This is a genomic window from Lentzea sp. NPDC102401 (assembly GCF_044765805.1).
GTDB lineage: Bacteria > Actinomycetota > Actinomycetes > Mycobacteriales > Pseudonocardiaceae > Lentzea > Lentzea sokolovensis.
On sequence record NZ_JBIWKS010000007.1, the window covers coordinates 214,321 to 239,091 of the forward strand.

Consider the following 24,771-nt stretch of genomic DNA (forward strand, 5'->3'; position numbering starts at 1 on the left):
CAACGTCTTGACATCAGATGAAGCCGGATCGCCCGGCCACCCCCTGAAACTACGCCGACAACCTCGGTGGCGATACCGCGCGACCTCGTGAAAGGTGGCCGGATTCGCGGGCGGCCCTTCGCTGGTCCCTCACCTGGTCGGGTCGGCGCCGAATCAGGCGCGCTCCCACCCTCTGCGTGGTGCGCGGTTGCCGAGCACAGTGGTGCCGAGGCCAGCACGATGGTGCCAGCAGGGCGTACATGATCTTGTCGTTGCGGGTCGCGGCGCTTCAGCGACGTGATTTGCGGCTGGCCGGCGTTGTGGCGGAGGGGGTGCGCAGGCCGTCGAGCAGCTCCATCTGGCCGGAGATGACGCCGGTGAGGATCTGCCGGGCGACGGCGAGCAGTTCGGCGACGTGCGGACTGGTCAGCGAGTAGTGGACGTTGGAGCCCTCCTTGCGGGTGGCGACCAGGCCGGTGCGGCGCAGCACGGCGAGGTGCTGGGAGAGGTTGGCCGCTTCGATGCCGACTTCGGGCAGCATCTCGGCGACCGAGTGCTCGCGTTGGCTGAGCAGTTCGAGCACCCGGATGCGGGCAGGGTGGGCCAGGGTTTTGAAGAACTCGGCCTTGAGCTGATACAGGGGCCTGCTCATCACGGTGCCGTCCGGACGTTCGTCGTCATGGTGCTGATCCTCCCTGGTCGGTCTCCACTGTCGCCAATCGGGATGCATGTGAATATGGTTTAGCAGTTGCTAATCTTAGTAAGTCAGCAGTAAGGGTCGTCTCGCGTGCGACAGGTGGGAGGCCGAACATGACCGAACCGACCACGGCCGACGTGATGAGCCGCCGAGTTCTCGCCGCAGCGCCGGACATGCCGTTCCGGGAGCTCGTCGGCGCGATGATCGCCGCTGACGTGAGTGTGGTCCCGGTGATCGACGCGGTGGGCCGCCCGGTTGGCCTCGTCTCTGAAGTGGATCTTGCGGCTAAGCTCGAATTCCACGGTGGGGCCGAGAGTCCTCCGATTCTGGCCGGCGCGCATGCCCGGTCGCGGTGGCACAAGGCTTTCGGGTGTTGTGCGGCGGATCTGATGACCGCTCCTGCCGTCATGGTTGCCGAGGACATGCCGTTGTGCCTGGCGTTGCGGGTGCTGGCGGGCGAACGGATGGACGCGTTGTGCGTGGTGAACGACCGGGGCACTCTGGTGGGACTGCTGACCCGGCGCGATGCGCTGCGGTTGTTCCTGCGTGGTGACGACGCGATCCGGGGCGACCTCGAGCGGCAGTTGTTCGGGGCGGCGCCGACGAAGCATCGGGTGGTCGTGCGTGTGGCCGGCGGAGTGGTCACCCTCGACGGCGCGTTGTGCTTGCGCAGTGCGACCGAGCGTGCCGAGTGGATCGCGCACGGGGTGGCGGGGGTGATCGCCGTGCGCAACAACCTGAGTTTCGACGTCGACGACCTGATGATCACAGGCCTGTAGGCCCGCCGTCCTCACAGGTTGCCAACACCGGCAATCGCTGAGCCTTGCGAAGCTGCGGTCACCTCGTCTTCTTCCCCCGACGCGGGCGGGGTGACCGCTCCCTGCTGACCGGCTGAGGAGCATGCGATGGGTCGGTTCGAGGCCACGCTTCGGCGTGAGGTCGACCGGTGCGGACGTTGCTGACCGTGGCTTCCCAGGGCGGTGACACCGACGGGTTCGTGCGGCATCGGGCCCGGCTGCTGGACCTGCTCGACGTCGCCACGCGCAGCGAGGTCGATACGGCGGAATGGGTCGATTCGGCAGTCCGGCCGCTGCTCTGCGGGGACTGAACCGTGTCCGCGTTGGTGGCGGTGGCCAGCGACGGCAGCGACCTGTCGCACGCCCGCGGACCGCTCCTGCCGGAACTGCGCGATCTGGCGGCGGCGTTGCGCTCACTGGCCGACCTCGACGCCGTGGTGGTGCCGGTGGCGACACACGGCGAGCTGCAGTTGGGTGAGACCCTGCGGCGGCTGCCGGAGGAGATCGGGGCGATCTTCCTCACCCACACTGATCCTGTTCGAGCCTGTGCCGCGCAGCGTGCTCCGGATGGTGCCGGCGGCAGGCTCGTGGTGACGGATCAGGACATGACAGCCGTCGTGCTGACCGCCGCGGTGCTCACCGTCGCACGCCGGGCGGGAACGTCGCCGGGCGAGTGCCGGGTCACGATCATCGGCGCGGATCTGTTGCCCGGACTGCGACGACTGTTGGCCACAGCGGGATTCACCGATGTCGCCCTGTGGAGTCCGGCCGATCATCGGCACGATCCCGGGCGCGCGACAGCGGTGATCGATCTGCTGGGATCCGTGCGTCTCCTGGGGCGCGGCGCCCTCATCCGGCGTGGCGGGGTGTCCGCACTGCTGGCGTTACCTGGACTGCTGAGCGCGGCGCTGGACGCCGATGCTCGGGTCATACCGGCTGAGGTGCATCTGGCCTGTGCGCGTGGTGTGGCGTCGGTGACTCCGTCGAACCGGTTGCTGCCCTGCAGGACGGACGCCAGGCTGGTGCGTGCCGTCGCGGAAGCCGCGAGGGAAGCACTCGTCACCAGCAGCGGCTGAGCGCACGGAAGTTCTCACACCGCGGTCTCACGACAGTGGTTCGCCAGGCAGTCGCCGGCCGGTGGTGGCCCACCCACCACCGGCCGGCAACGGGTTCAGTCCAGGCGGTGCTTGAGGGTTTCGAGCTCGTCGTGCAGCGCGGTGGGCAGCTTGTCGCCGATGGTGGCGAACCACTGTTCGATCAGTGGGATCTCCGCGCGCCACTCGTCGGCGTCGACCTTGAGCGCGGATTGCAGGTCCGCGACCGGGACGGCGGTGCCATACCGGTCCAATCCGTCCGGAGTGGGCACGTACCCGATGGGAGTCTCCACCGCCGACGCCGTGCCTTCCAGACGCTCGACGGCCCACCGGAGCACGCGGGCGTTCTCGCCGAACCCCGGCCACAGGAACCGGCCGTCGTCGCCGCGGCGGAACCAGTTGACGTAGAAGATTCTGGGCAGCTTGCTCGCGTCGGCGTGTTTGCCCATGTCGATCCAGTGCTGGAAGTAGTCCCCGGCGTGGTAGCCGATGAACGGCAGCATGGCCATCGGGTCGCGACGCACCACGCCGACCTCGCCGGTGGCGGCGGCCGTGGTCTCCGACGAGAGCGTGGCGCCCATGAACACGCCGTGCTGCCAGTCGTGGGATTCGGTGACCAGGGGAATGGTGGTCGCCCGGCGTCCACCGAAGAAGATCGCCGAGATCGGCACACCCTGGGGGGCGTCCCATTCGGGAGCGGTGGTGGGGCATTGCGCGATCGGCGTGCAGTAGCGGGAGTTGGGGTGGGAGGTGAGCTCGTCGCTGGCGAGGGTCCAGTCCTGCTTCCGCCACGTCGTCAGATGCTCGGGCGGTGCATCGGAGTAGCCCTCCCACCAGATGTCGCCGTCGTCGGTCAGCGCCACGTTGGTGAAGATCGAGTTGCCCTGGTAGAGGGTGCGCATCGCGTTCGGGTTGGTCTTCCAGCCCGTGCCCGGCGCGACACCGAAGAACCCGAACTCCGGATTCACCGCGTACAGCCGGCCGTCCTGGCCGAACCGCATCCAGGCGATGTCGTCGCCGAGCGTCTCGACCTTCCAGCCGGGGATGCTGGGTTCGAGCATGGCCAGGTTGGTCTTGCCGCACGCGCTGGGAAACCCGGCGGCGACGAAGTGGACCTTGCCCTGCGGTGAGGTGAGTTTGAGGATCAGCATGTGCTCGGCCAGCCAGCCCTCCTGGCGGGCGATGACCGAGGCGATGCGCAGCGAGTAGCACTTCTTGCCCAGCAGGGCGTTGCCGCCGTAGCCGGAGCCGTAGCTCCAGATCATCCGTTCCTCGGGGAACTGGGTGATGTACTTGGTCTGGTCGCACGGCCACGGCACGTCGGCCTCGCCGGGCTTGAGCGGGGCGCCGACCGAGTGCAGGCAGCGCACGAAGTCGGCGTCGTCGTCGAACAACGCCAAGGCCTTGCTGCCCATGCGGGTCATGATGTGCATGGAGACCACCACGTACGCGGAGTCGGTGATCTGCACACCCAGCATGGGTTTCTCCGCGCTGAGCGGCCCCATGCAGAACGGGATCACGTACATCGTCCGGCCGGCCATGCTTCCCCGGTACTGCTCGGTCATGATGATCTTCATGTCGACCGGGTCCATCCAGTTGTTCGTGGGACCCGCGTCGCCCTCGTCCTGCGAGCAGATGTAGGTGCGGTCCTCGACCCTGGCGACATCGCCCGGGTCCGAGGCGCACCAGAACGAGTTGGGCTTCTTCTCCAGCCGCACGAACGTCCCCGCGGCCACCAGCTGGTCGGTCAGGATCCGCCACTCCTGCGGGGAGCCGTCGCACCACACCACCTGATCAGGGGTGGTCAGGGTGGCGACCTCGGACACCCAGCCCAGCAGTCCCTGATGGTCGGTCGGCGCCGGGCTCAGGCCCGGAACAGTGGCGATGGCGGTGGTCATCGTGGATCTCCTTGCGAGAGCAGTGCCGTGGTCGCGGCGTCGGCGACCTGCGTGACGAGGGCGTGGTCGGCCTGGCGGGGAAGCTGGTTGCCGGGTGGGGTGGCCGCCGCGAGGGCGAGCGCGCAGGCGTGCTGCATCTCGACGGTCAATCGCGTGTCGGGATGCCGGACGAGTGTCTGGAGCAGGCCCGGCAGGGCCAGCAACGGGTCGCGCCCCGTGTCGGGCACGATCACGGCCGGGACGGCGTGGCGCGGCCAGGCGAATCGCCCGCCGCCGCCCACCAGATTGATCACAACATCCGCGTCGGCGGCGATGCGCCGCAGCGGGAACACCAGGGCGTCGGAAGGGTTCCAGGTGGTGATGGAGCCGATCCCCGCCGCCAGCACCAGCGGGCACAATCCCGGCATCGTGCGAGCACCCGCGATCACGACCTGGCTGGACTGTGGTGCGCGATCGGCGCGGGACAGCGTGGTGTGCAGTGCCGCGGCCAGGGCGATCGCGGTGGTGTCCTGGTCGGTGACGACTGGGACACCGACGAGGGAACCGCGTACCCGCTGCACTCGTTCAGGGTCGGTGCGTACCAGGACGACGGCACCGACGTCGGAGGCGACGTCGTGCAGGCCGTAGTCCGACGCGATGACACGGGTCGGCAGACCGGCGGTCTCCTCGATGACGGCCGCATACCGGCGCAGTACCGCCGACGTGGCGCTGATGCCGCCGACCACTGCGACCACGCGCGCGGGCTGATCGAGTCCGGTCACCAGGTGTGCTCCACACGCAGCTCCGCCAGCAACTGTCCTTGCCCCGCAGCGAGACCGGCCACGACCTCACGGGCGGCGAGGAGCAACGCCGCCACCTCGGCCGCGCCCAGGGAGTACTCGACCGTGTTGCCGTCGCGCCGTGCGACGACCAGGCCGGTGCCGCGCAGCACCGCGAGCTGGTGGGACAGCCCCGATCCTTCGAGCGCTGTCGCCTCCAGCAGGTGCCGTACGGTTTTGGGCCCGTCGTGCAGCAGCTCGAGCACCCGCACGCGCACCGGATGCCCGAGAGCGCGGAACAGTTCGGACCTCGCGTTGTCCAGCGCCGCCACCACGCTCACAGGCCAAGGCCTGAGGGCTCCAGGATCGCCGGGCTGACCCAGCCATCGGTGTCGATGCCGTGCCGCTCGGCCATGTCGAGCAGATCACGGATCCGGGCACCGTGCAGATGGACCTCGTAGTCGTGGCCTGCTAGCTGCGCCTCGCTCAGCGTGCGCTCTGCCTCAGCGATCTTGTTTCGCAACGTCGATTCGAACATGTCCACCACTCCTGCACTCTCCTCGACTGAGGACTCCATCATGTTCGCACTTAAGAAACTTCGCAAGTCTTGCGGCGTGCGAGGTCAGGCACACCTCGCGGGCGTACCGCTACAGGTCGTTGCCGGCGTAGGAGAGGTTGAAACTCTTGTTGGTCAACGGGAAGTCGGGAACGATCGTGTCGGCAAGGGCGACCGGCAGCGCGGGCCAGTTGAAGAAGCTGGGATCGACGATCTTCACGCGATTGAGGGTGCCGTCGTCGGCGAGTTCGATCCTGTGGATGACGGTGCCGCGCCAGCCTTCGACGATGCCGACGCCGGATCGGCCGTTGCCGGTGGTGACCGGTGCGGTCGCGGTGAGGCGGTCGCCGACCATGTCGGCGAGGCTGGTGATCAGGCCGATGGAGGTGGTGATCTCCTCGGCGCGCACCAGGAACCGGGACAGCACGTCGCCGTCGGTGCGGGTGTGCGTGGTACGGGGGAACTGCGCGGACAGGAAGGGGTGGTCGTGGCGGGCGTCGATGCTCAGGCCGCTGGCGCGGGCCACCACTCCCACCGCGCCGAGGTCGGTGGCCTGTACCGCGGTGAGCACGGCGGTGCCGGTGAAGCGGTCGGCGACCACGGTGTTGGACAGGGCGAGGTCGACGAGCTCGGCGATGTCAGTGCCGATCGCGGCCAGTTCCGCGGGGTCGGGCAGCGCGGTCACGGTGGCGCCGCCGGGGTGGATGGCGCCGCGCAGCAGCCGGTGGCCGGTGACGCGGTCGTTGATCCGCAGCAGTTGTTCGCGTACACGTTGGGCGTGGGCGTTGAGCACGCCGTAGGCGACGTCGTTGCACAGTGCGCCGATGTCGGTGATGTGGTTGTAGAGGCGTTCCAGCTCCAGCAGGATCGCGCGGATCCGTTGCGCGGCCGGTGGCACGGTGAACTGGTGAGCGTCCTCGACGGCCAGGCAGAAAGCCAGTGTGTGCCCGACGGTGGTGTCGCCGCTGACGCGTTCGGCCAGCTCGATCGCATCCTCGGGGCTGCGGCCCTGGAACAGCTTTTCCAGTCCACGATGGACGAACCAGAGGCGGGCCTTGAGGTTGAGGATGGTCTCGCCGACCACGGAGAACCGGAAGTGGCCGGGGCCGATCATGCCGGCGTGCACCGGTCCGACCGGGATCTCGTACACGCCAGGGCCTTCCACCGTCCGGAAGGGATACGGGCCGTCGACGTCACCGAACCGCGGTGGCTCGCCGGCCGCGGCGAGCATCGGGTACCAGCCCTGTGGCCAGTGGAAGTGGCGCACCAGACGCTGTGGCAGCGGATGGTCGGTGGGCACGATGCCGAACAGGTCGCGCATCTCGCGTTCGAACCGTCCTGCCGGGAATGACAGGCGGGCCAGGCTCGGTACCGCGGGATGGTCGAGGTCCAGCGGGACGTGCAGCTCGACCCGCCGGTCCGGGGCGGCCGCGATGAACAGGTACACCGCGCGCAGCCCGCCGGTGTCGCTGTGGCCGCTGTCGTCGTGTCCCGCGGCGAGGGCGAGCCGGAAGCCCTGCTCCAGCAGGGAAACGGCGTGCTCGGGCAGTTCATCGGGAGAGATGGTTCTGATCATCGTGTCACCACCAGGACGTGTGTGGCCGAGTCCAGCAGGACCGGAAGCGGCCCCGCCGCGATGCCCAGTGCGGCGCAGGCCAGCAGTCCCGCCAACAGCGCCACCGGGGTGGGGGAGGCGGCGGGGGGCGCGCCCGCGGGTGCTGTGCCGAGCAGCATCCGGCTTGCGTGGGTGACCAGCGCGGCGGCGATCACGAGGACCAGCGCCAGCGCCACGATGGTCGGCCACGCGAGTCCGGCGGCGAAACCGGCGCGGGCGATGCCGAGCTCGCTGGCGAACAGGCTGAACGGTGGCAGCCCGACCAAGGCGAGCACACCGAGACCGACGGTTCCCGCCAGGACGGGATGACGGGCCATCAAGCCACGAACGCCGTCGACGCGAGTGGTGCCGGTGAGCTGCAGGACCTGTCCGGCGCCGAGGAACAGCACCGCCTTGGCCAGGCCGTGACCGAGTACGTGCAGCAGCGCCGCGGCCAGCGCGAGCGGGCTGCCGATCGCGGCGCCGAACGCGACCAGGCCGAGGTGCTCGATGCTGGAATAGGCCAGCATCCGCTTGTAGTCGCGGATCCCGATGAGCAGCGACGCGGCCAGTATCAGCGATGCCAAGGCCATGACGATCAACAGCGTGCGGGCGAACCCGGCACCCAGCGCGCCGTCAGCGATCACCTTGACCCGCAGGATCGCGTAGAACGCCACCGACAACAGCACTCCTGACATCAACGCCGACACCGGCGCCGGTGCCTGTGAGTGCGCGTCGGGCAGCCACGCGTGCAACGGCGCGAGCCCGGCCTTGGTGCCGAACCCGAGGATCAGCAGCACGACCGCGATCCGGGTGACACCGGCATCCAACCCGTGCGCGCCGGCGGCGAGCGCGGCCAGATCCAGCCCAGCCGCACCAGGTGCGTTGGCGGAGGCGAAGTTGAGCACGACAGCGCCCATCAGTGCCAGCGCGATCCCGGTTGAGCAGATCACCACGTACTTCCACGCCGCTTCGATCGCGGCGCGGGTGCGGCGCTGCCCGACCAGGAACGCGGTGACGATGGTGGTCGCCTCGATCGCCACCCACACCACGCCGAGGTTCGCTGCCAGCACCGCCAGTGCCATCGCGGCCAGGAACAGTTGCACGAGCAGGCTGTGCCGGGCGCCGGTGCGGGCCGTGGCTCTGCCTGCGGTGATCTCGGCTCGCAGGTACGCAGGTGTGGCGGCGGTGGCCAGCACGGCGACCGTGGCGATGACCAGGAGCATGAACGCCGACAGCGCGTCGGCGCGCAGCAGCCCGGCGACCGCGGTCTGCGGACCGGCGCGGGTCACGTGGACAGCGAGCACGACCGCGGCCGCGAGCAGCAGGCCGGAGCCGAGGGCGCTGACCCAGGCGGTGGCGCGGCGCCACCCGAAGACGAGATGGACGAGTGCGCCGAGCACCGGCAGCACGACAGGAACCAGCAGCGTCATCAGTCGCGCAACTCCCGCAGTTCGTCGAGGTCGGTGTCGCCGAAGGTCTCCCGCATCCGGGAGGTGAGGATCTGCAGGACCAGCACTGCCAGCAGCACGTCCAGCGACACCCCCAGTTCGACGGCCAGGCCGACGCCGGCGGTGGTGAGGAACCCGATCGCGGTGATCCCGTTGTCCATCAGCAGGAACCCGACGAGCTGTGACAGGGCGCGGCGTCGGGTCACCAGCACGAAGAACCCGATCAGCACCACCGTCACGGCGACCGGGATCGCACGGGTCGCCGCCGATGGCGCGAGCGTCACCAGCGGCTGTGACACCGCGTAGGCGAGCAGGGCCAGTGCGGCAGCGGCCAGCAACGAGGTCGCCACGTTCACCAGCGGGCGGGTTTCCCGTTGCGCCTCACCGGCACCGGCCATGGCCCGGCGCAGCAGGTAGGGCAGCAGGCCCGCGCGCAGGACCAGCACGCCGGCGGCGACCACCCACAACTCGGCGGCGCCCTCGTGCGCCGCGAGCACCGCCACCAGCACGGCCAGCGCGACTCCCTGCACCGCGAACATCCGGATGATGACCGCGAGTTCACGGCGCCACAGCACGAGCACCGCGGTCAGCAGCAGCCCACCACAAGTCAGGTTGAGCAGCTGTTCGTACAGGGTCTGGTTCACCGGAACCTCTTTCACGCCAAGAAGAACGAGGCCGCGACGGCCAACAGTGCGAGCAGGAAGGAGCCGGCCAGCAGCTCTGGCACCCGGAACAACCGCAGCTTGGCCAGGAACACCTCGCCCGCGGCCAGCGCCGCACCGAGCAGACCGACCTTCACGACCAGGGCCAGCACGCCGGCCAGCAGCGCCATCGGAGTGGCCGTCGTCGCGACACCCCACGGCAGGAACAGGTTCGCCAGCAGCCCGAGGAACACCGACAGCCGCATCGCCGACGCCAGTTCGATCAGCGCGAGGTCGGGGCCCGCGTACTCCAGCACCATCGCCTCGTGCACCATCGTCAGCTCCAGGTGCGTGGACGGGTTGTCCACCGGAATCCGCCCGGTCTCGGCCACGATCACCACGATCAGCGCGACCGCGGCCAGCAGACTCGCCGGCGAGATCACCCGCGCCGGGTCGTGCAGGGTCGAGGACACGATCGCGCCCAGGTTGGTGGAGCCGACTCGCACCGACAACGCGAAGATCGCCACCAGCAACGTCGGCTCCACCAACGCGAGGATCGTCATCTCCCGGCTCGCGCCCATCCCGCCGAACGCCGTCCCGGTGTCCAGGCCCGCCAGCGCCAGCGCCACCGCACCCAGTGCCAGCAGCGCCACCACCGCGAACAGGTCGGCCACCGGATCCACCGCCGAGTCCGTGGTCACGAACGGCACCACCACGACGACCACCAGCGTGGTGGCCACCAGCACCAGCGGCGCGAACCGGAACACCTCGCTGGTGCCGCGCGGAGCGATCGGCTCCTTGCGCATCAACTTGCGCAGATCCCGCCACGGCTGCAAGGCACCAGCCCCGGCACGGCCCTCGATCCTGGCCCGGACCTGCCGCATCACCCCGACCAGCAACGGTGACCCAGCGACGATCAGCACCGGCTGCACCACCCCGCCGACCACGCCCAGCGCACTCACCGCGTCACCGCCAGCAGGATCAGCAGCCCGCACACGCTGTAGAAGCCGTAACCGAGATAGCGGTGCACGCTCCCGGTGGCCAGCCGGCGCCCGGCCTGGCCCCACGCGGCGACCAGCCTCAGCACCGGTTCGTAGAGCCGCCGTTCGATCCGGTCCGGCACCTTCCGCCGGTACTCCACCGCCTGCACGAGGTATCGCGACTCCGCGTGATGGGACACGTCCACATCCAGTTCGGGCTGCACCACGTCGTCGAACACCCGCTGCAACGGCTCGGCGAACGACGTCGCCGTGTACTCCATCCGTGCCGACATCGGGCCACCGCCGCAGTCCCACGACCGCGCCACCCGGCGTACCCGGTGTGTCGCGACCACCCGCACCACACCAGCCGCCGCGACCACGGCCACGACCAGTGCGAGGCCGAGCAGCAGCGGCGACAATGCGCCGGTCACCCCGGCCAGCCGCACCGTCACCGCACCTGACACCGCCGGGTCACCCGCGGCACCGGCGGCGGCGGTGATCGCGGGCAGCACCACCCCAGGCGTCAACGCCAGCACCACGCACGCCACGCCCGCGAGGCCCATGCCGGCCAGCATGCCGGCCGGACTCTCGTGCGCTTCCGCCGCGGCCGGGCTGCGCGGCTTGGCCAGGAACCCGACGCCGAACGCCTTCACGAACGTCGCCACTGCCAGCCCCGCCGTCAACGCCACTACGGCCACCGCCACCGGCATCGCGACCGCCGCCGCCACCCCACCGGAGGGCAGGCCGTGGATCAACGCCTGCAGCAGCAGCCACTCCGACACGAAGGCCGTGCCCGGCGGGAGCGCCGACGCCGCCAGCGCGCCGAGGCCGAACGCTGCCGTCGTCACCGGCATCACCGGCCGCAGTCCGCCCAGCGCGTCGAGATCACGACTCCCGGTCGCGTGCAGCACCGACCCCGCCGCGAGGAACAACAGCGTCTTGAACGCCGCATGCCCGACCACGTGCAGCAAGGCCGCCACCAGCGCCAGCCCGGCCAGCACCCGGTTGCCGGAGGAAGCGAACATCCCGGCCGCGCCGATCCCGACCAGCACCAGCCCCATGTTCTCCGTCGTCGACTGCCCCAGCAGCCGCTTCAGGTCGGTGCTCATCGCGGCCTGCAGAATCCCGTACACCGCCGACACCGCCCCCAGCGCGAGCACCAGCAGCCACCACCACCGCGCCCCACCGCCGAGCAGGTCGAACCCGACCCGCACCAGCCCGTACACCCCGAGGTTGACCATCGCCGCCGACATCAACGCCGACACGTGACTCGGCGCCTCCGGATGCGCCCGCGGCAGCCACGCGTGCAACGGCACGATGCCCGCCTTCGACGCGAACCCCGCCAGCGTCACCACGAACACCACCCCCGCGACTCCCTCAGACAGCCGGGCCTCCCGCAACGCGGCGAACGAGTCGTCCCCGGCATGCGCGACGAACACCATCAGTCCAATGAGGACGGACACGAACCCGAGGTGGGTCATCACCGCGTACCAGCGGCCCGCCGACGCCACTTCCGGTCGGCGTCGATGCTCGGCCACCACCAGCAGCAGCGAGAACAGGGCCATCAGTTCCCAGCACACCAGGAACGTGCCCACACTGGCCGCCGCGGGCACCAGCACCATCGCCACCACGAACAGCGGCAGCACCGCCTGCACACCGCGTGCCCGCAGATCCGGTGCACGGGTGTAGGAGATGCCGTACACACCGGCCGCCACCGCGACGGCCCCGGTCACCGCGACGAACAACCCGCCCAGTGCGTCGAGCGTGAACGACACCCCGGACAGCGGTAGCAGTGCAGGCGCCACCATCGCGAACGACACGCCACCGGTTGCCGCGATCCCGGCGACCATCGCCGCCACACCGGTCAGCACCGTCCCGGCGCCCACCGCCGCCGAACGCGCGGGCACCACCAAGGCTGCCAGTGCGGTCAGCACACCCACGGCCACGGCACACGCCAGGCCTGTCGCCGCGAGGTTCATCGGCCGGTCAGCTTCCGCAGTCCGTCGACGATCGCCTCTGGTCGCGGCGGGCATCCCGCGATCTCCAGGTCGACCGGCACGATGTCGCGCACCGCACCGGCCACTCCGTACGCACCGGCGAACACGCCGCAGTTGCGCGCACAGTCCCCGACCGCCACGACCAGCTTCGGTGCCGGGACCGCGTCGAAGGTGCGCCGCAACGGCTCGGCCATGTTCCGGGTGACCACACCGGTCACCATCAGGGCATCGGCGTGGCGAGGTGACGCCACCAGCCGCGCCCCGTAGCGCTCGCCGTCGTACACCGGCCCGAACGCCGAGCCGATCTCCACCTCGCAGCCGTTGCACGAGCCCGCGTCCACGTGCCGGATCTGTACCGACCCGGACAGCACAGCCGCGGCGGGTGGCTGCTCGCCCGTCGGCAGGGGCGGTGCCGGTTCGGCCACCCGGCCGATGGTGCGGATCTTGCGCCACAACTTCAGCACATCGTGCTCCCGCGAGGAGTTCGGATCAGACGAAGGGGAAGCGGCCACCCCGCCCCGGGGGACAGGTGCGGGATGGCCGCGGGCTCAACCGCTGCGCTGGACAGGAGGGACTGGCGTGTGCAGGTCGGCGAGCAGTTCGATCTGCCCGGACAGCACACCGGACAGGATCTGACGCGCGACGACCAGCAGCTCGGCAACCTGCGGGCTGGTCAGCGTGTAATAGACGGTGGACCCGGCCTTGCGGGTGGTCACCAGGCCCGCCCGGCGCAACACCGCCAGCTGCTGCGACAGGTTCGCCGGCTCGATGCCCACCTCCGCCACCATCTCGGCGACCGCGTGCTCCCGCTCGCTGAGCAGCTCCAGCACCCTGATCCGCGCCGGATGGCCCAGCGTCTTGAAGAACTCCGCCTTGAGCTGATAGAGCGGCGTGCTCATCCGTGGCCCCCCTCCTCGCCGACACCCGAACCGGCGACTGCACACGGTGCACACAGGTTCAGTAATTGCCAACCTTAGCAAGTGCGCAAAGCAGCACGACACGCTGTCGGCTCTCTCTGATCGAGGTGGGCTGTGAGCCGGTGCGGCTGACACCGCGGGCGAACATGCGGCTGGTCACCGTCGTCCGAGGGGTGTCCGGCATCGCCGAACACCTCCCACAGGCCTGCTGCGGGTGCCCGGTGTTCGTCTGAGAGATCGCTTCGGCGTTCGCGGCCAGTGCGCCGTTGCGGACCCAAGGCTGGCCCGAGAAGCCGCTGGGACAGCGGTCAGCCGCCCGTGAGGCGGGCGGCGACGGCTGCCTGGCCCAGGCTGATGCCTCCGTCGTTCGCCGGCACACGCTGATGAGTGAGGACGCGGAACCCGTTCCGGTGCAACCCGGCCACGGTTCTGCGCAGCAGCAACGCGTTCTGGAAGACGCCTCCGGAGAGTGCGACCGTTTTCAGGCCGGTGTTCTCCCGCAGCCGTGCACAACAGGTCACGACAGCATCGGCGAGGCCGTTGTGGAACCGTGCCGCGATCACCGCACGATCGACTCCCGCGTGCAGGTCTGCCACGACCGCGTGCAGCAGATCCTCGCCGCGCACCACCAGGTCGTCGGCACCCGCCGGATAGCCGTCCGAAGTGGACGGATCCGCGCACTGCTCCAACTCGATCGCTGCCTGGCCCTCGTAGGTGATTTCGTCTCGCACGCCCAGCAGGGCGGCGGCGGCGTCGAACAACCGGCCGGCGCTGGACGTCAGTGGCGCGTTCACGCCGTTGCGTGCCATTGTCACCACTGCGGCCCACTGTGTCGTATGGCGTTGTGCCACCGGTAGGTCCACGTCCGGCAGATAGGCGGCTGCCATCCGCCATGGCTGCCTGACCGCCGCATCCCCACCCGGCATGGGGACGGGGCGCAGGTGTCCGGCCCGCTCGTATCCGGACAGGTCGGCGATCAGGAACTCGCCGCCCCAGATCGTGCCGTCGGGCCCGTAGCCGGTGCCGTCGAACGCCACGCCGATGACCGGACCCGTTTCGCCGTTGTCCGCGAGGCAGGACGCGATGTGGGCGTGGTGGTGCTGGACACCGACCAGGTCGACGTCGTCGAGTCCGGTGGCGTATCTGGTGGAGAGGTAGTCGGGGTGCAGGTCGTGCGCCACGACCCGCGGGGTGATGCCGAACAGGCGCTGGAAGTGCTGGATGCTCTCGGTGAACGAGGTGTACGTCTCGTGATCGGTGAGGTCGCCGATGTGCTGGGACAGGAACGCGTGCGAATCCCTGGTGAGACAGAACGTGTTCTTGAGTTCCGCGCCGCATGCCAGCACCGGCTGGGCACAGGACAGCGGCAGGACGAGCGGTTCGGGTGCGTAGCCTCTGGAACGGCGCAGTACCGTGCCCGCGCGCACGACCGAGTCGTCGGCGCGGACGTGGATGGGGCGGTTGTGGGTCAGCACCGCGTCGGCGATGCCGGTCAAGCGGTCCGCGTTCCGGTGGGCGATGGGTTCGTCGGGGATGTTCCCGCTGGTGAGCACGATGGGCTCGCCCAGGTCGCGCAGCAGCAGATGGTGCAGCGGGGTGTAGGGCAGCATCAGCCCGAGTTCGCCCGTTGCGGGCGCCACCGCGGGGGAGACCGCTGCGCCTGGACGGCGTGGCAGCAGGACGATCGGACGGCGAGGGCTGGTCAGCTCGCGTTCGCCCGTCTCGTCCACCTCGCAGAGAGCGGTCGCCTGACGGAGATCGGCGACCATCACCGCGAACGGTTTGTCCGCACGGTGTTTGCGGTTGCGCAACACCGACGCGGCGGTGTGGTGGGCCGCGAGCACCGCGAGGTGGAAGCCACCCAACCCCTTGATCGCGAGCACCTGCCCGTCGGCGAGCCGGGTGACGGCGTCGCCCAGCGGGTCGGTGCTGCCGCCGAGTTCGAGGCGAGGCCCGCAGCGGGGGCAGCACGTCGGCTCGGCGTGGAACCGCCGATCGGTGGGATCGGTGTACTCGGCCCCGCACGCCGCGCACATCGGGAAGTCCGCCATGGTGGTCCGCGGCCGGTCGTACGGCACGTCGCGGACGATGGTGAACCGTGGTCCGCAGTGCGTGCAGTTGACGAACGGGTACCGGTAGCGACGATCCGCGGGGTCGAACAACTCACGCAGGCAGTCCGCGCACGTGGCGAAGTCCGCCGACACCAGGGCGTCGTTCGCGCCGCCGCCCCGGCTCGCGACGATCTCGAACCCGCCGGCTCCGCGAGCCGCGCGGGTCGTGACCTCGACCCTGTCGATCCGTGCCGGCGGAGGGGCGTCGCGGGGGAGCGCGGACAGGAACTCGGTCACGTTCTCCTGCGTGCCCTCGATCTCGATGAACACCCCGGCGACGTCGTTGCCGACGCGGCCCGACAGCCGCAGCCCGGTGGCGAGCCGGTGCACGTACGGGCGGAAACCGACCCCCTGCACGATGCCGGCGACGCGGAGATCCCTTCCTACGCGACTCACCCGTCGGTGGCCGCGAGCATGGCGGTCATCGCGTCGTCCCAGGTGGCGAAGGCGTGCTCGGATCTGAAGCGCTGCAGGGCATCCATCGTGTCGCGCCGGACCCGCAGCCACGCGCTGCCGGGGAAGTGCAGGTCCACGGTCTCCCGCCACACGCTGACCGGCAGCGCGAAGGCGGCCTCGTTGCTCCACGGCACCTGCCACACCCGAAGCTTGCCGTCCTGGCTGCCGAACACCGTGCCGCTGAACAACAACAGCAGCGGGACCGAGCCGTCGTCGAGCGCGTTGAAGTACTTGGTCGACGCGACCTCGAGGTCGTAGGTGCACGGCACGTCCAGGTCGACGGACGTGCTTCCGGCGAAACCCGGCACCATGGTCGAGACAGTCGAGAACGACACCGGTTTGAGGGTCTTCGCCCAACGCCCCGTGTCCCCGAAGAGATCGCTCAAGCGTCGTGCCTCGCCGGCCGAGTACGTCCTGCGTTGCGGTTCGATGCGGATCTGGCAGCGCAGTGCCACCGCTTCGACGGGCGCACCGGATCTCTCGACGATGCGCAGCCGCAGAGTCAGCCCCGGCACGGCCGCGTAGCGGGTGGGCCAGGCGCCCTCGCACTCGAAGTGCAGCATGTCCATCAGCGCGCACCTCCCGCGAACGCGCCCGCCTTGGCGCGGATCTCCGCGAACAGCGCGTCGATGTGGTCGCGCACCTGGTCGCCACCGTCCATTCCGGACCAGTACAGCCGGACGGTGCCGACGAGCCGGTAGCACACGTCGATCGGCACCAGGAAGCAGTCGACCTCGTCCGCGCGGCAGCGGAAGAGGATCGCCTCCACGTCGGATTCCGCGACCGCCACCAGCGGGTGCGCGGCGGCGAACTCGGTCCAGAAACCGGGGTTGAGCGGCCGTTCGGTGGCCCCGGCGGGACTGGGGTGGAACGCGGTGATGCCGGTGTCGGCGCGGAGCACGAACGCCGAGCTCACCGGGATGTCCAGCCGCTCCCACTCGTTCCGGGTGACCGGTCGCGGCGGATCCCACAGGTAGCGCTCCGGCACCGCCCGGTACCTGCTGCGCCGAGCCGCGCCCCTGGTGAACAACAGGAAGCAGGCGCGGCACGCGCACATCAGGCTGCGGCGCTTGGTGTCCACGACGTGGCCGTGGCGGGCGGCGACAGGGGTCCCGCACATCTCGCACTGCTCCAGCTGACGCATCTGCGCGGAACGCTGCTCCAGCAGGGATCCCGGCGGGCCGGCGAAGCGCTGCAGTCCGTGGCTCCCGTTCATGACGCGACCTCCAGCCGCCACCCTGGCGGTGGCCGCATGCCGATCTGCAGCAACGTGGCGGGGGCGGCGGTGACGACCTCCACCCTCGTGGCCTCCGGCACCGCGTCGAGCACCGCCTGTTCGACCGTGCGCACCGCCGCGGACTGGTGGCAGCCGCTCGCGGTGAGGCGGACGCGGACAACCCCTTCGGCGTCGATGCCCAGGTGCTCGAGCGGGCCGAGGGAGGCCAGCCCGTCGAGCACCTGGCGGACGCGCGCCGAGGTGTCGAGCGGGTGCAGGTCGTGCAGCACCAGCAGGTCCGCCAGCAGGTCGTCCCCGGCGAGCCGGGCGACCAGTGCGGGATCGTGCTCGCGCAGGATCGCGAGAACCCGCGCGAGTCCTTCGCCGTACAGGGCCATCAGCAAGCGGACGAGCTCCTCGGCGGTGTCCTTGGCCGACCCGGCCCGCAGGGCCGCGAGCAGCACCTCGATGCGGTCGCCCGCCGCGCGAACGTCGTGGTTCACGACTCACCGCTGAAGGCGTGCGGGGTGTGGATCCTGGTCAGCGTCTTGCCCGCACCGACCGTCATGTGGACACCGCAGGGCATGCACGGGTCGAAGCTTCGGATCGCGCGCATGATGTCGATTCCCTTGAAGTTCTCCTTCGAGTTCTCCTCGAAGATCGGCGTGTTCTGCACGGCGTCCTCGAATGGGCCGGGCGTTCCGAAGCTGTCGCGCACGCTGGCGTTCCACGGCGTCGGCGGATACGGCTGGTAGTTCGCGATCTTGCCGTCCTTGATCACCATGTGGTGCGACAGCCCGCCGCGCACCGCCTCGGTGAACCCGACGCTGAACGCGTCGTCGGGCACCGTGAACTCCGACCAGGTGTCGGTCCGGCCGCCGCGCACCTCGGCCAGCGCCCGTTCGGAGAAGTGCAGTGCGAGCCCCGCCGTGTAGGCCTGGAAGTAGGTGCGGGCCCGGTTGCGTTCGATCGCGTTGCTCCACCGCGGAATCCGCCACTCGAAGGTGGTCTCGGGCTTGGTCATGGTGCGCGGCAACGTGATCCGCACGCTGTGACCGGTCGACTTCACGTAGTCGGTCTGCACCAGGCCCGCCAGCGCGGTGGACCAGAGCCGGGCGAGCGGGCCGCCACCGGTGTCCAGCGGGAGGTGGTCCGTGCCGTCGAACCAGCGCGGTGACATCGTCCAGGAGTACTTGTCGCCGAAGTCGCGTCTGCCCGGCTTCGGGATGGTGTGCTGGTTCCAGGGGTGCCGCGCGTCGATCGGGTTGCCGAGTTCGTCGTGCGTGACGAACCGGTCCATGCCCTCCCAGTCTTCGTAGAAGGAGGAGCCGAGCAGGATCCGCATGCCGAGGTTGATGTCGACGAGGTCGGTCGTGACGAGCTTGCCGTCCACGACGATGCCGGGAGTGATGAACATCTTGCGGCCCCACGTCGCCATGTTGCGATACGTGAAGTCGCAGTGCTCGGGATCGTTGAGGCCACCCCAGCACGCCAGCAACACCCGCCGCCGGCCGACCTCCTCGTAGCCGGGCAGCGCGGCGTAGACGAAGTCGAAGAGGTCGTCGTGCATCGGCACGACCTTCTTCATGAACTCCACGTACCGCATCAGCCGGGTGAGGTAGTCGGTGAACAGCTGCATCGTGGCCACCGTGCCGACCCCGCCGGGGTACAAAGTGGACGGATGGACGTGCCTGCCCTCCATGAGACAGAACATCTCCCTGGCGTGCCGGGAGACCTGCAGCGCCTCGCGGTAGAACTCGCCCTCCAGCGGGTTGAGCGAGCGCATGATGTCGCCGATCGTGCGGTACCCGTGCTCACGGGCGTGCGGCGCCTCGGTGCGGTTGGCCAGGTCGAGCACGCCGGGATTGGTCTCGCGGACCATCTTCTCGCAGTAGTCCACGCCGACCAGGTTCTCCTGGAAGATGTTGTGGTCGAACATGAACTCGGCGGCCTCACCCAGGTTGATGATCCACTCCGCGAGGTGCGGCGGGCGGACGCCGTAGGCCATGTTCTGCGCGTAGACCGAGCAGGTGGCGTGGTTGTCACCGCAGATCCCGCAGATGCGGCTGGTGATGAAGTGCGCGTCCCGCGGGTCCTTGCCCTTCATGAACACGCTGTAGCCGCGGAAGATCGACGACGTGCTGTAGCACTCCACGACGCGCTTCTGAGCCCAGTCGATCTTCGTGTGGATGCCGAGGCTGCCCACGATCCGGGTGATCGGGTCCCAGGTCATCTCGACCAGGCCGGGTTTCTCGGAGCTCATCGCGCCACCCGGATCTCCCGCAGCACGCGGATCGCGGTGCCGGACACGGCACGGACGGGCGCGGGTGTGTTCCCGCCTGCCGGATGTTCCATGAACGGCATGAACTTGTCCGGGAAGCCGGGCATGGTGCAGGCGATGCAGATGCCGCCCACGTTCGGACAGCCGCCGATGCCGTTGATCCAGCCGCGCTTGGGCACGTTGCACTTGACCACCTGGCCCCAGCACCCGAGTTTCACCAGGCACTTGGGCGAGCCGTGCCGTTCGGCGAACTCGTCCTGCTCGTAGTAGCCGGCGCGGTCGCACCCTTCGTGCACCGTCGTCTCGAACAGCCAGCGCGGCCGCAGGGCCTCGTCGAGGTCGATCGCGGGCGCGCGGCCGGCGACCTGGTAGAGCAGGTGCAGGATGGTCTCCGAGAGGTTGTCGGGCTGGACGGGACAGCCGGGCACCACCACGATCGGGATGCCGTCCTTGGACTTCCAGTCCCAGCCGAGGTGGTCCGGCACGCCCATCGCACCGGTCGGGTTGCCCGCCATCGCGTGGATGCCGCCGTAGCCGGCGCAGGTGCCGACGGCGAGCACCGCGGTGGCCTTGGGCGCCAGGCGGTCGAGCCATTCGCTGGTGGTCACCGGCTGGCCGGTGACCGGGTCGGTGCCGAAGCCGCACCAGTAGCCCTCGGCCTTGTTCGTCTCGTCCGGCACCGAGCCTTCGACGACGAGCACGAACGGGTCGAGCTCACCGCGGTCGGCCTTGTGCCACCACTCGATGAAGCTGTCCGCGCCGCTGTCGGGACCGCACTCGAAGTCGAGGAACGGCCAGTGCATGGCGATGCGGGGCAGTCCGGGCAACCCGCCGAGGACTATCTCCTCGATGCTGGGCTGGGTGGCGGCGGTCAGCGCCACGGATTCGCCATCGCAGCCGAGGCCGCCGTTCAGCCACAGCACGTGCACGACGGGTTCGGGGTCGACCTGGGCCTGTGGTCTGTCGCCGGGCTCCTGCTCGGCCCTGGTCATCTCGGTTCACCTCCGCTGGAAACGCCGCGGAGAAGCAAGGACGGTGATTCTATTCCTGCCGGTCCGGGGCGAGGCAACGCTAGACCTTTCCTCGCATCCAGGGCAAGACTGAACTGTCATTGGACTGGACAATGCTGACCCGCTGGAGAATTCGGGCGGAGGGGTAGGCTCGTACGTCGCGGGAAGGGGCCGGGTGCGTGGGTGAGTCGATCGAGATCATGCCGGTCGTGGTGCTCACGCGTGTGTTCCGTGCCAGGCCGTCCTCGGTGTCGGAGATTCACGAGTTCCTGCGCGATTGTTTGGCCGACGCGCCGTTGTCCGAGGTGGACAACCGCGAGCTGGGCAGGACGGTGCTGCGGGTGCTGCTCGAGGCCGCCGGCCCGTCCGGGCAGATCCAGGTTTCCTGCCGGACCTATCCCGACCGGGTCGAGTTCGACGTGCTGCCGTCGGAGACCGCGCACCTTCACTCGGATGGCCGCCCTCCGGACGGGTCTACTACGCCCAGGTCAGAAGTGTCCCAGGCGACGGATCCGGTGGCCGCGGTGGCGAGTTTCGCCGAATGGATCACCGAGGTGCTGCGCCGCGAGGGGATGACCAGGGAGGCGGCCGCGAAGCAGCTCGGCGTGTCGGTCAAGACCGTGAGTCGCTGGGCGGGCGGGGAGACCGAACCGAGGCTGCGCGAGCTGCGCCGTGTCCAGGACAGGTTCGGCGACCTGCCGTTTCGCTGAGTGCCGAAAAAGCATCCGGTGTTTCTGAAACTTCTTCAAGTGCGACCACTGGACTTCTTCTCCACCAGGAATATTCGCGCTCTTGCGTGCGCGTGCGGTCGTGAAGTAGAAATCCTCCCTGCGGCTGCGGAATCCGCTCCGACATCGAAGAAGGGCTCGTGGCAAAACCCTCGACTACAGATCGTGCTGACCGATTCAACGAATTGTCACGACGTCGAACCGGTCCTCTGATCGACCTCGCCGAGCAGGCTGGTGAAATCACGCGAACCTGTCGTCGGATGGCTGAACGGTTCAGGGCCGGCGGCAAGCTCGTCGTCTTCGGCAACGGCGGCCCCAGCACGGACGCCCAGCACGTCGCGGTGGAGTTCGTGCATCCGGTGATCATGGGCAAGCGCGCCCTGCCGGCGCTTTCGCTGACTTCGGACGTCGCCACGCTCACGGGCGTCGCGGCCCGCGCCGGGTTCGCTGAGGCGTTCGCACACCAGATTCGTTGCCTGGGCGAACCTTCGGACATCGCGCTGGGCCTGTCCGCCGACGGCGAGTGCGAGAACGTACTGCGCGCGCTGGAGGTCGCACGAGAAGCGGGGATGCTCACCGTCGCACTGGCCGGCGGCGACGGAGGGACGATCGCCGCGATCGGAGCGGCTGATCACGTGCTGACCGCGAGGTCCGCGGATCCGTTGGTGGTGAAGGAGGTCCACGTGACGACGTACCACCTGCTGTGGGAGCTGACGCACGTGTTCCTCGAACGATCGGGTGTGGCATGAGCACGCCGGGCTGCTCGGACGATGTCTGCGTCACGTGCTCGGACACGGCCACGCCCGCGACGGTGCTGAGCCTGCTCGGCGACGAGATGGCGATCGTGCGGTTCGAGGACGGCGAACGCGAGGTGAGCATCGCGCTCGTGACCGCCGACGTCGGCGACCAGGTACTCGTGCACGCGGGGGAGGCCATCTCCTTACTGCCTGGTGGTACCGCGTGACCGAGTCCCTGTACCCGTTCCTGCGCGCCCCGTCGTCCGATGTGGACGAACTGGTGGCGCTGGTGCGCGCGTCGACGGTGACCAAGGTGCACGAGACGATCCGGTTGCGCGAAGAGGTGTTCGAACGGGAACGGGACCGCCTCGCGGTGTGCGCGCGTGAGATGGCCGAACGGTTCGCGGCGGGGGGACGGCTGCTCGCGTTCGGCAACGGCGGCAGCTCCACCGATGCCCAGGACCTGGCGAGCCTGTTCCTCAACCCGCCCGGGGAGGCGCGGCCGTTGCCCGCCTTCGGGCTGACCAACGACATCGCGGTGATCACCGCGCTCAGCAACGACGTCGGGTTCGACGTGGTGTTCTCCCGCCAGGTCGCGGCCTTCTGCCGAAACGGCGACATAGCGGTGGGACTGTCCACCAGCGGCAACTCGACGAACCTGTTGCCGGCCTTCGACGAGGCACGCAGACGTGGGTTGCTCACCGTGGGCTTCGCGGGTGGCGACGGAGGCAGGATGGCCGAGTCGCCCGCCATCGACCACCTGTTCGTCGTGCCGTCCGCCTCGGTGCACCGGATCCAGGAGGCGCAGACAGCGCTCTACCACGTGCTGTGGGAGCTGGTGGCGTCATGACGGACGTGATGGCACAGGCGAAGGCGATCGCCGATGCCGTCCTGTACGAGGGGTACCTGCTCTACCCGTACCGCGCGTCCGCGGCCAAGAACCAGCTGCGCTGGCAGTGGGGTGTGCTCATGCCGCCGTCGTACGTCGGCACCGGAGAGCACCACGACACGCGGGCGGAACTGCTGATGGTGCCGGCGGCGGCCGCGACCCTGCACGTGCGGCTTCGGTTCCTGCACCTGCAGTCGCGTGTGGTGGAGGTGCCGGATGGAGCCGGGCACCGCGCGGTGCCGTCCGTGACGGTCGCGGGTCTCGAGCACACCACCTGGGAGGAGGCGGTGGAGCGCGAGATCGACCTGGAGGTCGGCGTGACCGACCTCGTCGAGCGCGGCACCCGCGTGCCCTTCGAGGTGGACGGTGGCGGAGAGATCGAGGAGATCGCGGGAGGAGGCGGTGCGCGGGTCGTGCGCACGCGCTGGACCCTGCGGGGTGATCTGCGGCTACGTGCGGATCCGGTGCCGGGGCGCCCCGACGCGCTGCGGCTGCGGGTGTGGGTGCGGAACACCTCCACCTGGACTGCCGCGGAGGTCAGCCGGCAGGACGCGCTCAAGCGGGCGTTGATCGCCACCCACACCCTGCTCAGGGTGTCGGACGGAGGTTTCGTGTCGCTGGTGGACCCGCCGGAGTGGGCGGCCGCCGCGGTGCGTGGCTGCCGCAACGAGCGGACCTGGCCGGTGCTGGTGGGGGAGCCGGGGCGGGACGACACGGTGCTGTGCGCTCCGATCATCCTGTACGACCATCCGAGAATCGCCGAGCAGAGCCCCGGCGAGACCTTCGACGCCACCGAGATCGACGAGCTGCTCACGTTGAGAACCATGACGCTCACACCGGAGGAGAAGCGCCAGGCACGGGCGACCGATGCCAGAGCGGCGGAGTTGCTCGACCGGGTCGACGACCTGCGACCGGAGCAGTGGGAACGGCTGCACGGCACCCTGCGCCGAGAGCCGGTGGAGGAAGAACGTCTGGTGCTCCACGGAGTGTTGGTGGGCAGGGGATCCAGGGTGCGGTTGCGGCCCGTCCGCAAGGCCGACGCGCAGGACATGTTCCTGACCGGCCGCATCGCCGTGGTGCACAAGATCATGTCCGATGTGGACGGTGGCACCCACCTCGCGGTGACGCTGGAGGACGACCTCGGCGCGGATCTGCTCGCCGTGACCGGGCTGTACCGGTACTTCGGCCCGGAGGAGGTCGATCCGCTGTGAGCAGCCCGTCTTCCCGTTCCAGCGGTGTGCTGGTCGCCGGGATCGGCAACATCTTCCTCGGCGACGACGGATTCGGCGTCGAGGTCGCGCGCAGACTGGCCGGCGTCGAGCTGCCGCCGTGGGTCACCGTCGCCGACTACGGCGTGCGCGGCATGCACCTGGCCTACGACCTGGCCGCCGCGGATCACGAACTGACGATCCTGGTCGACGCGACCGAACGGGGTGACGAGGCGGGCACCGTCTACGTCGTCGAACTCGACACCACGTCACGCACCGCGCGGCCGTGCCTGGACGCGCACGGCATGCAACCGGACGTCGTGCTCGACCTGCTGGCACTGCTCGGCCACACGCCGAAGCGCGTGCTGCTGGTCGGCTGCGAGCCCGCGGTGGTCGACCACCGGATGGGCCTGAGCCCCGTCGTCGAGCGGGCCGTCGGTACCGCGGTGGCCGCGGTGACCGAGCTCGTCACGAACCACGACAGGTGAGGAGCGGACATGTGCCTCGGGATCCCAGGGGAGGTCGTGGAGATCCTCACCGACCGCCAGGACCTCGCGAAGGTCGACGTGTGCGGCGTGCGGCGCGCCATCAACATCGGCCTGCTCGCCGACGAGGACGTGCGACCCGGCGACTGGGTGCTGATCCACGTCGGCTTCGCGCTCTCCAAGATCGACGAGGAGGAAGCCCGGGCGGCACTGGACTTCCTCGAAGGTCTCGGCAAGGCCTACCAGGACGAGATGGACGCACTGCGGGACTCCCGCATCGACTAGAAGGTT

Annotated in this window: 28 protein-coding genes; 10 read left to right on the forward strand and 18 right to left on the reverse strand. The window is 69.5% G+C overall.

Features of this window, described 5'->3' with window-relative positions:
- Positions 1-268 precede the first annotated feature (268 nt).
- The gene (locus ACIRG5_RS25255) at positions 269-631 is read right to left on the reverse strand and encodes an ArsR/SmtB family transcription factor (RefSeq protein WP_402908630.1); all 363 of its coding nucleotides are present in this window, start codon (positions 629-631) and stop codon (positions 269-271) included.
- Positions 632-789: 158 nt separating this feature from the next.
- Between ACIRG5_RS25255 and ACIRG5_RS25260 the strand changes: the two genes are divergently transcribed.
- From ACIRG5_RS25260 to ACIRG5_RS25270, 3 genes are all read left to right on the forward strand, one after another.
- Positions 790-1,455: a CBS domain-containing protein gene (locus ACIRG5_RS25260; RefSeq protein WP_402908632.1), complete on the forward strand. Its 666-nt coding sequence runs from the start codon at positions 790-792 to the stop codon at positions 1,453-1,455.
- A gap of 167 nt (positions 1,456-1,622) precedes the next feature.
- Positions 1,623-1,784, forward strand: a complete 162-nt coding sequence (locus ACIRG5_RS25265) for a hypothetical protein (protein ID WP_402908634.1) — start codon at positions 1,623-1,625, stop codon at positions 1,782-1,784.
- Between the two features lie 3 nt (positions 1,785-1,787).
- The gene (locus ACIRG5_RS25270) at positions 1,788-2,549 is read left to right on the forward strand and encodes a hypothetical protein (RefSeq protein WP_402908636.1); all 762 of its coding nucleotides are present in this window, start codon (positions 1,788-1,790) and stop codon (positions 2,547-2,549) included.
- Between the two features lie 95 nt (positions 2,550-2,644).
- On the opposite strand, the gene ACIRG5_RS25275 is transcribed toward ACIRG5_RS25270, so the two are convergent.
- From ACIRG5_RS25275 to ACIRG5_RS25355, 17 genes are all read right to left on the reverse strand, one after another.
- Positions 2,645-4,465 (reverse strand): phosphoenolpyruvate carboxykinase (GTP), encoded by a 1,821-nt coding sequence (locus ACIRG5_RS25275; RefSeq protein WP_402908638.1) that lies wholly within the window; start codon positions 4,463-4,465, stop codon positions 2,645-2,647.
- The gene (locus ACIRG5_RS25280; RefSeq protein ID WP_402908640.1) at positions 4,462-5,226 is read right to left on the reverse strand and encodes a hypothetical protein; all 765 of its coding nucleotides are present in this window, start codon (positions 5,224-5,226) and stop codon (positions 4,462-4,464) included. The genes ACIRG5_RS25275 and ACIRG5_RS25280 overlap by 4 nt, the downstream gene beginning before the upstream one ends.
- Positions 5,223-5,564: an ArsR/SmtB family transcription factor gene (locus ACIRG5_RS25285; protein WP_402908642.1), complete on the reverse strand. Its 342-nt coding sequence runs from the start codon at positions 5,562-5,564 to the stop codon at positions 5,223-5,225. Before ACIRG5_RS25285 ends, ACIRG5_RS25280 begins: the two co-directional genes overlap by 4 nt.
- Positions 5,561-5,767, reverse strand: coding sequence for a hypothetical protein (locus tag ACIRG5_RS25290; protein ID WP_402908644.1), 207 nt, complete (start codon positions 5,765-5,767; stop codon positions 5,561-5,563). The genes ACIRG5_RS25285 and ACIRG5_RS25290 overlap by 4 nt, the downstream gene beginning before the upstream one ends.
- Before the next feature lie 103 nt (positions 5,768-5,870).
- The gene (locus ACIRG5_RS25295; protein WP_402908646.1) at positions 5,871-7,355 is read right to left on the reverse strand and encodes a nickel-dependent hydrogenase large subunit; all 1,485 of its coding nucleotides are present in this window, start codon (positions 7,353-7,355) and stop codon (positions 5,871-5,873) included.
- Positions 7,352-8,806 carry a proton-conducting transporter membrane subunit gene (locus ACIRG5_RS25300; protein WP_402908648.1) on the reverse strand — a complete coding sequence of 485 codons (1,455 nt, stop codon included), beginning with the start codon at positions 8,804-8,806 and terminating at the stop codon, positions 7,352-7,354. Before ACIRG5_RS25300 ends, ACIRG5_RS25295 begins: the two co-directional genes overlap by 4 nt.
- Positions 8,806-9,468, reverse strand: coding sequence for a hypothetical protein (locus ACIRG5_RS25305; RefSeq protein ID WP_402908650.1), 663 nt, complete (start codon positions 9,466-9,468; stop codon positions 8,806-8,808). Before ACIRG5_RS25305 ends, ACIRG5_RS25300 begins: the two co-directional genes overlap by 1 nt.
- A gap of 11 nt (positions 9,469-9,479) precedes the next feature.
- Positions 9,480-10,427, reverse strand: coding sequence for a respiratory chain complex I subunit 1 family protein (locus ACIRG5_RS25310; RefSeq protein WP_402908652.1), 948 nt, complete (start codon positions 10,425-10,427; stop codon positions 9,480-9,482).
- Positions 10,424-12,424, reverse strand: a complete 2,001-nt coding sequence (locus tag ACIRG5_RS25315) for a proton-conducting transporter membrane subunit (RefSeq protein WP_402908654.1) — start codon at positions 12,422-12,424, stop codon at positions 10,424-10,426. Before ACIRG5_RS25315 ends, ACIRG5_RS25310 begins: the two co-directional genes overlap by 4 nt.
- Positions 12,421-12,906, reverse strand: a complete 486-nt coding sequence (locus tag ACIRG5_RS25320) for an NADH-quinone oxidoreductase subunit B family protein (protein WP_402908656.1) — start codon at positions 12,904-12,906, stop codon at positions 12,421-12,423. The genes ACIRG5_RS25315 and ACIRG5_RS25320 overlap by 4 nt, the downstream gene beginning before the upstream one ends.
- 84 nt (positions 12,907-12,990) lie before the next feature.
- Positions 12,991-13,341, reverse strand: coding sequence for an ArsR/SmtB family transcription factor (locus ACIRG5_RS25325; RefSeq protein WP_402908658.1), 351 nt, complete (start codon positions 13,339-13,341; stop codon positions 12,991-12,993).
- Between the two features lie 326 nt (positions 13,342-13,667).
- Entirely contained in the window at positions 13,668-15,866 is a 2,199-nt protein-coding gene (gene hypF / locus ACIRG5_RS25330) for a carbamoyltransferase HypF (protein WP_402908660.1), read from the reverse strand.
- Complete coding sequence (locus ACIRG5_RS25335; RefSeq protein WP_402908662.1) at positions 15,863-16,495, reverse strand: DUF6084 family protein; 633 nt, start codon at positions 16,493-16,495, stop codon at positions 15,863-15,865. The genes hypF and ACIRG5_RS25335 overlap by 4 nt, the downstream gene beginning before the upstream one ends.
- Positions 16,495-17,142, reverse strand: a complete 648-nt coding sequence (locus ACIRG5_RS25340; RefSeq protein ID WP_402908664.1) for a DUF5947 family protein — start codon at positions 17,140-17,142, stop codon at positions 16,495-16,497. Before ACIRG5_RS25340 ends, ACIRG5_RS25335 begins: the two co-directional genes overlap by 1 nt.
- The gene (locus tag ACIRG5_RS25345; RefSeq protein ID WP_402908666.1) at positions 17,139-17,645 is read right to left on the reverse strand and encodes a NifU family protein; all 507 of its coding nucleotides are present in this window, start codon (positions 17,643-17,645) and stop codon (positions 17,139-17,141) included. Before ACIRG5_RS25345 ends, ACIRG5_RS25340 begins: the two co-directional genes overlap by 4 nt.
- Positions 17,642-19,405, reverse strand: coding sequence for a nickel-dependent hydrogenase large subunit (locus ACIRG5_RS25350; RefSeq protein WP_402908668.1), 1,764 nt, complete (start codon positions 19,403-19,405; stop codon positions 17,642-17,644). The genes ACIRG5_RS25345 and ACIRG5_RS25350 overlap by 4 nt, the downstream gene beginning before the upstream one ends.
- Complete coding sequence (locus ACIRG5_RS25355; protein WP_402908670.1) at positions 19,402-20,415, reverse strand: hydrogenase expression protein HypE; 1,014 nt, start codon at positions 20,413-20,415, stop codon at positions 19,402-19,404. Before ACIRG5_RS25355 ends, ACIRG5_RS25350 begins: the two co-directional genes overlap by 4 nt.
- Positions 20,416-20,612: 197 nt before the next feature.
- Between ACIRG5_RS25355 and ACIRG5_RS25360 the strand changes: the two genes are divergently transcribed.
- The 7 genes from ACIRG5_RS25360 to ACIRG5_RS25390 all read left to right on the forward strand — a co-directional run bounded on the left by ACIRG5_RS25360 (position 20,613) and on the right by ACIRG5_RS25390 (position 24,765).
- Positions 20,613-21,143, forward strand: coding sequence for a multiprotein-bridging factor 1 family protein (locus tag ACIRG5_RS25360; protein WP_402908672.1), 531 nt, complete (start codon positions 20,613-20,615; stop codon positions 21,141-21,143).
- Between the two features lie 158 nt (positions 21,144-21,301).
- On the forward strand, positions 21,302-21,910 hold the full coding sequence (locus tag ACIRG5_RS25365; protein WP_402908674.1) for an SIS domain-containing protein: 609 nt from the start codon (positions 21,302-21,304) through the stop codon (positions 21,908-21,910).
- Positions 21,907-22,125, forward strand: a complete 219-nt coding sequence (locus tag ACIRG5_RS25370) for a HypC/HybG/HupF family hydrogenase formation chaperone (RefSeq protein ID WP_402908676.1) — start codon at positions 21,907-21,909, stop codon at positions 22,123-22,125. Before ACIRG5_RS25365 ends, ACIRG5_RS25370 begins: the two co-directional genes overlap by 4 nt.
- Positions 22,122-22,748, forward strand: coding sequence for an SIS domain-containing protein (locus tag ACIRG5_RS25375; RefSeq protein WP_402908678.1), 627 nt, complete (start codon positions 22,122-22,124; stop codon positions 22,746-22,748). The genes ACIRG5_RS25370 and ACIRG5_RS25375 overlap by 4 nt, the downstream gene beginning before the upstream one ends.
- A complete protein-coding gene (locus ACIRG5_RS25380) occupies positions 22,745-23,998 on the forward strand; it encodes a hypothetical protein (RefSeq protein WP_402908679.1) in 1,254 nt (417 codons plus the stop codon). The genes ACIRG5_RS25375 and ACIRG5_RS25380 overlap by 4 nt, the downstream gene beginning before the upstream one ends.
- Positions 23,995-24,483 (forward strand): hydrogenase maturation protease, encoded by a 489-nt coding sequence (locus ACIRG5_RS25385; protein WP_402908681.1) that lies wholly within the window; start codon positions 23,995-23,997, stop codon positions 24,481-24,483. Before ACIRG5_RS25380 ends, ACIRG5_RS25385 begins: the two co-directional genes overlap by 4 nt.
- A gap of 9 nt (positions 24,484-24,492) precedes the next feature.
- Complete coding sequence (locus ACIRG5_RS25390) at positions 24,493-24,765, forward strand: HypC/HybG/HupF family hydrogenase formation chaperone (RefSeq protein WP_402908683.1); 273 nt, start codon at positions 24,493-24,495, stop codon at positions 24,763-24,765.
- The last annotated feature ends 6 nt before the right edge of the window (positions 24,766-24,771 follow it).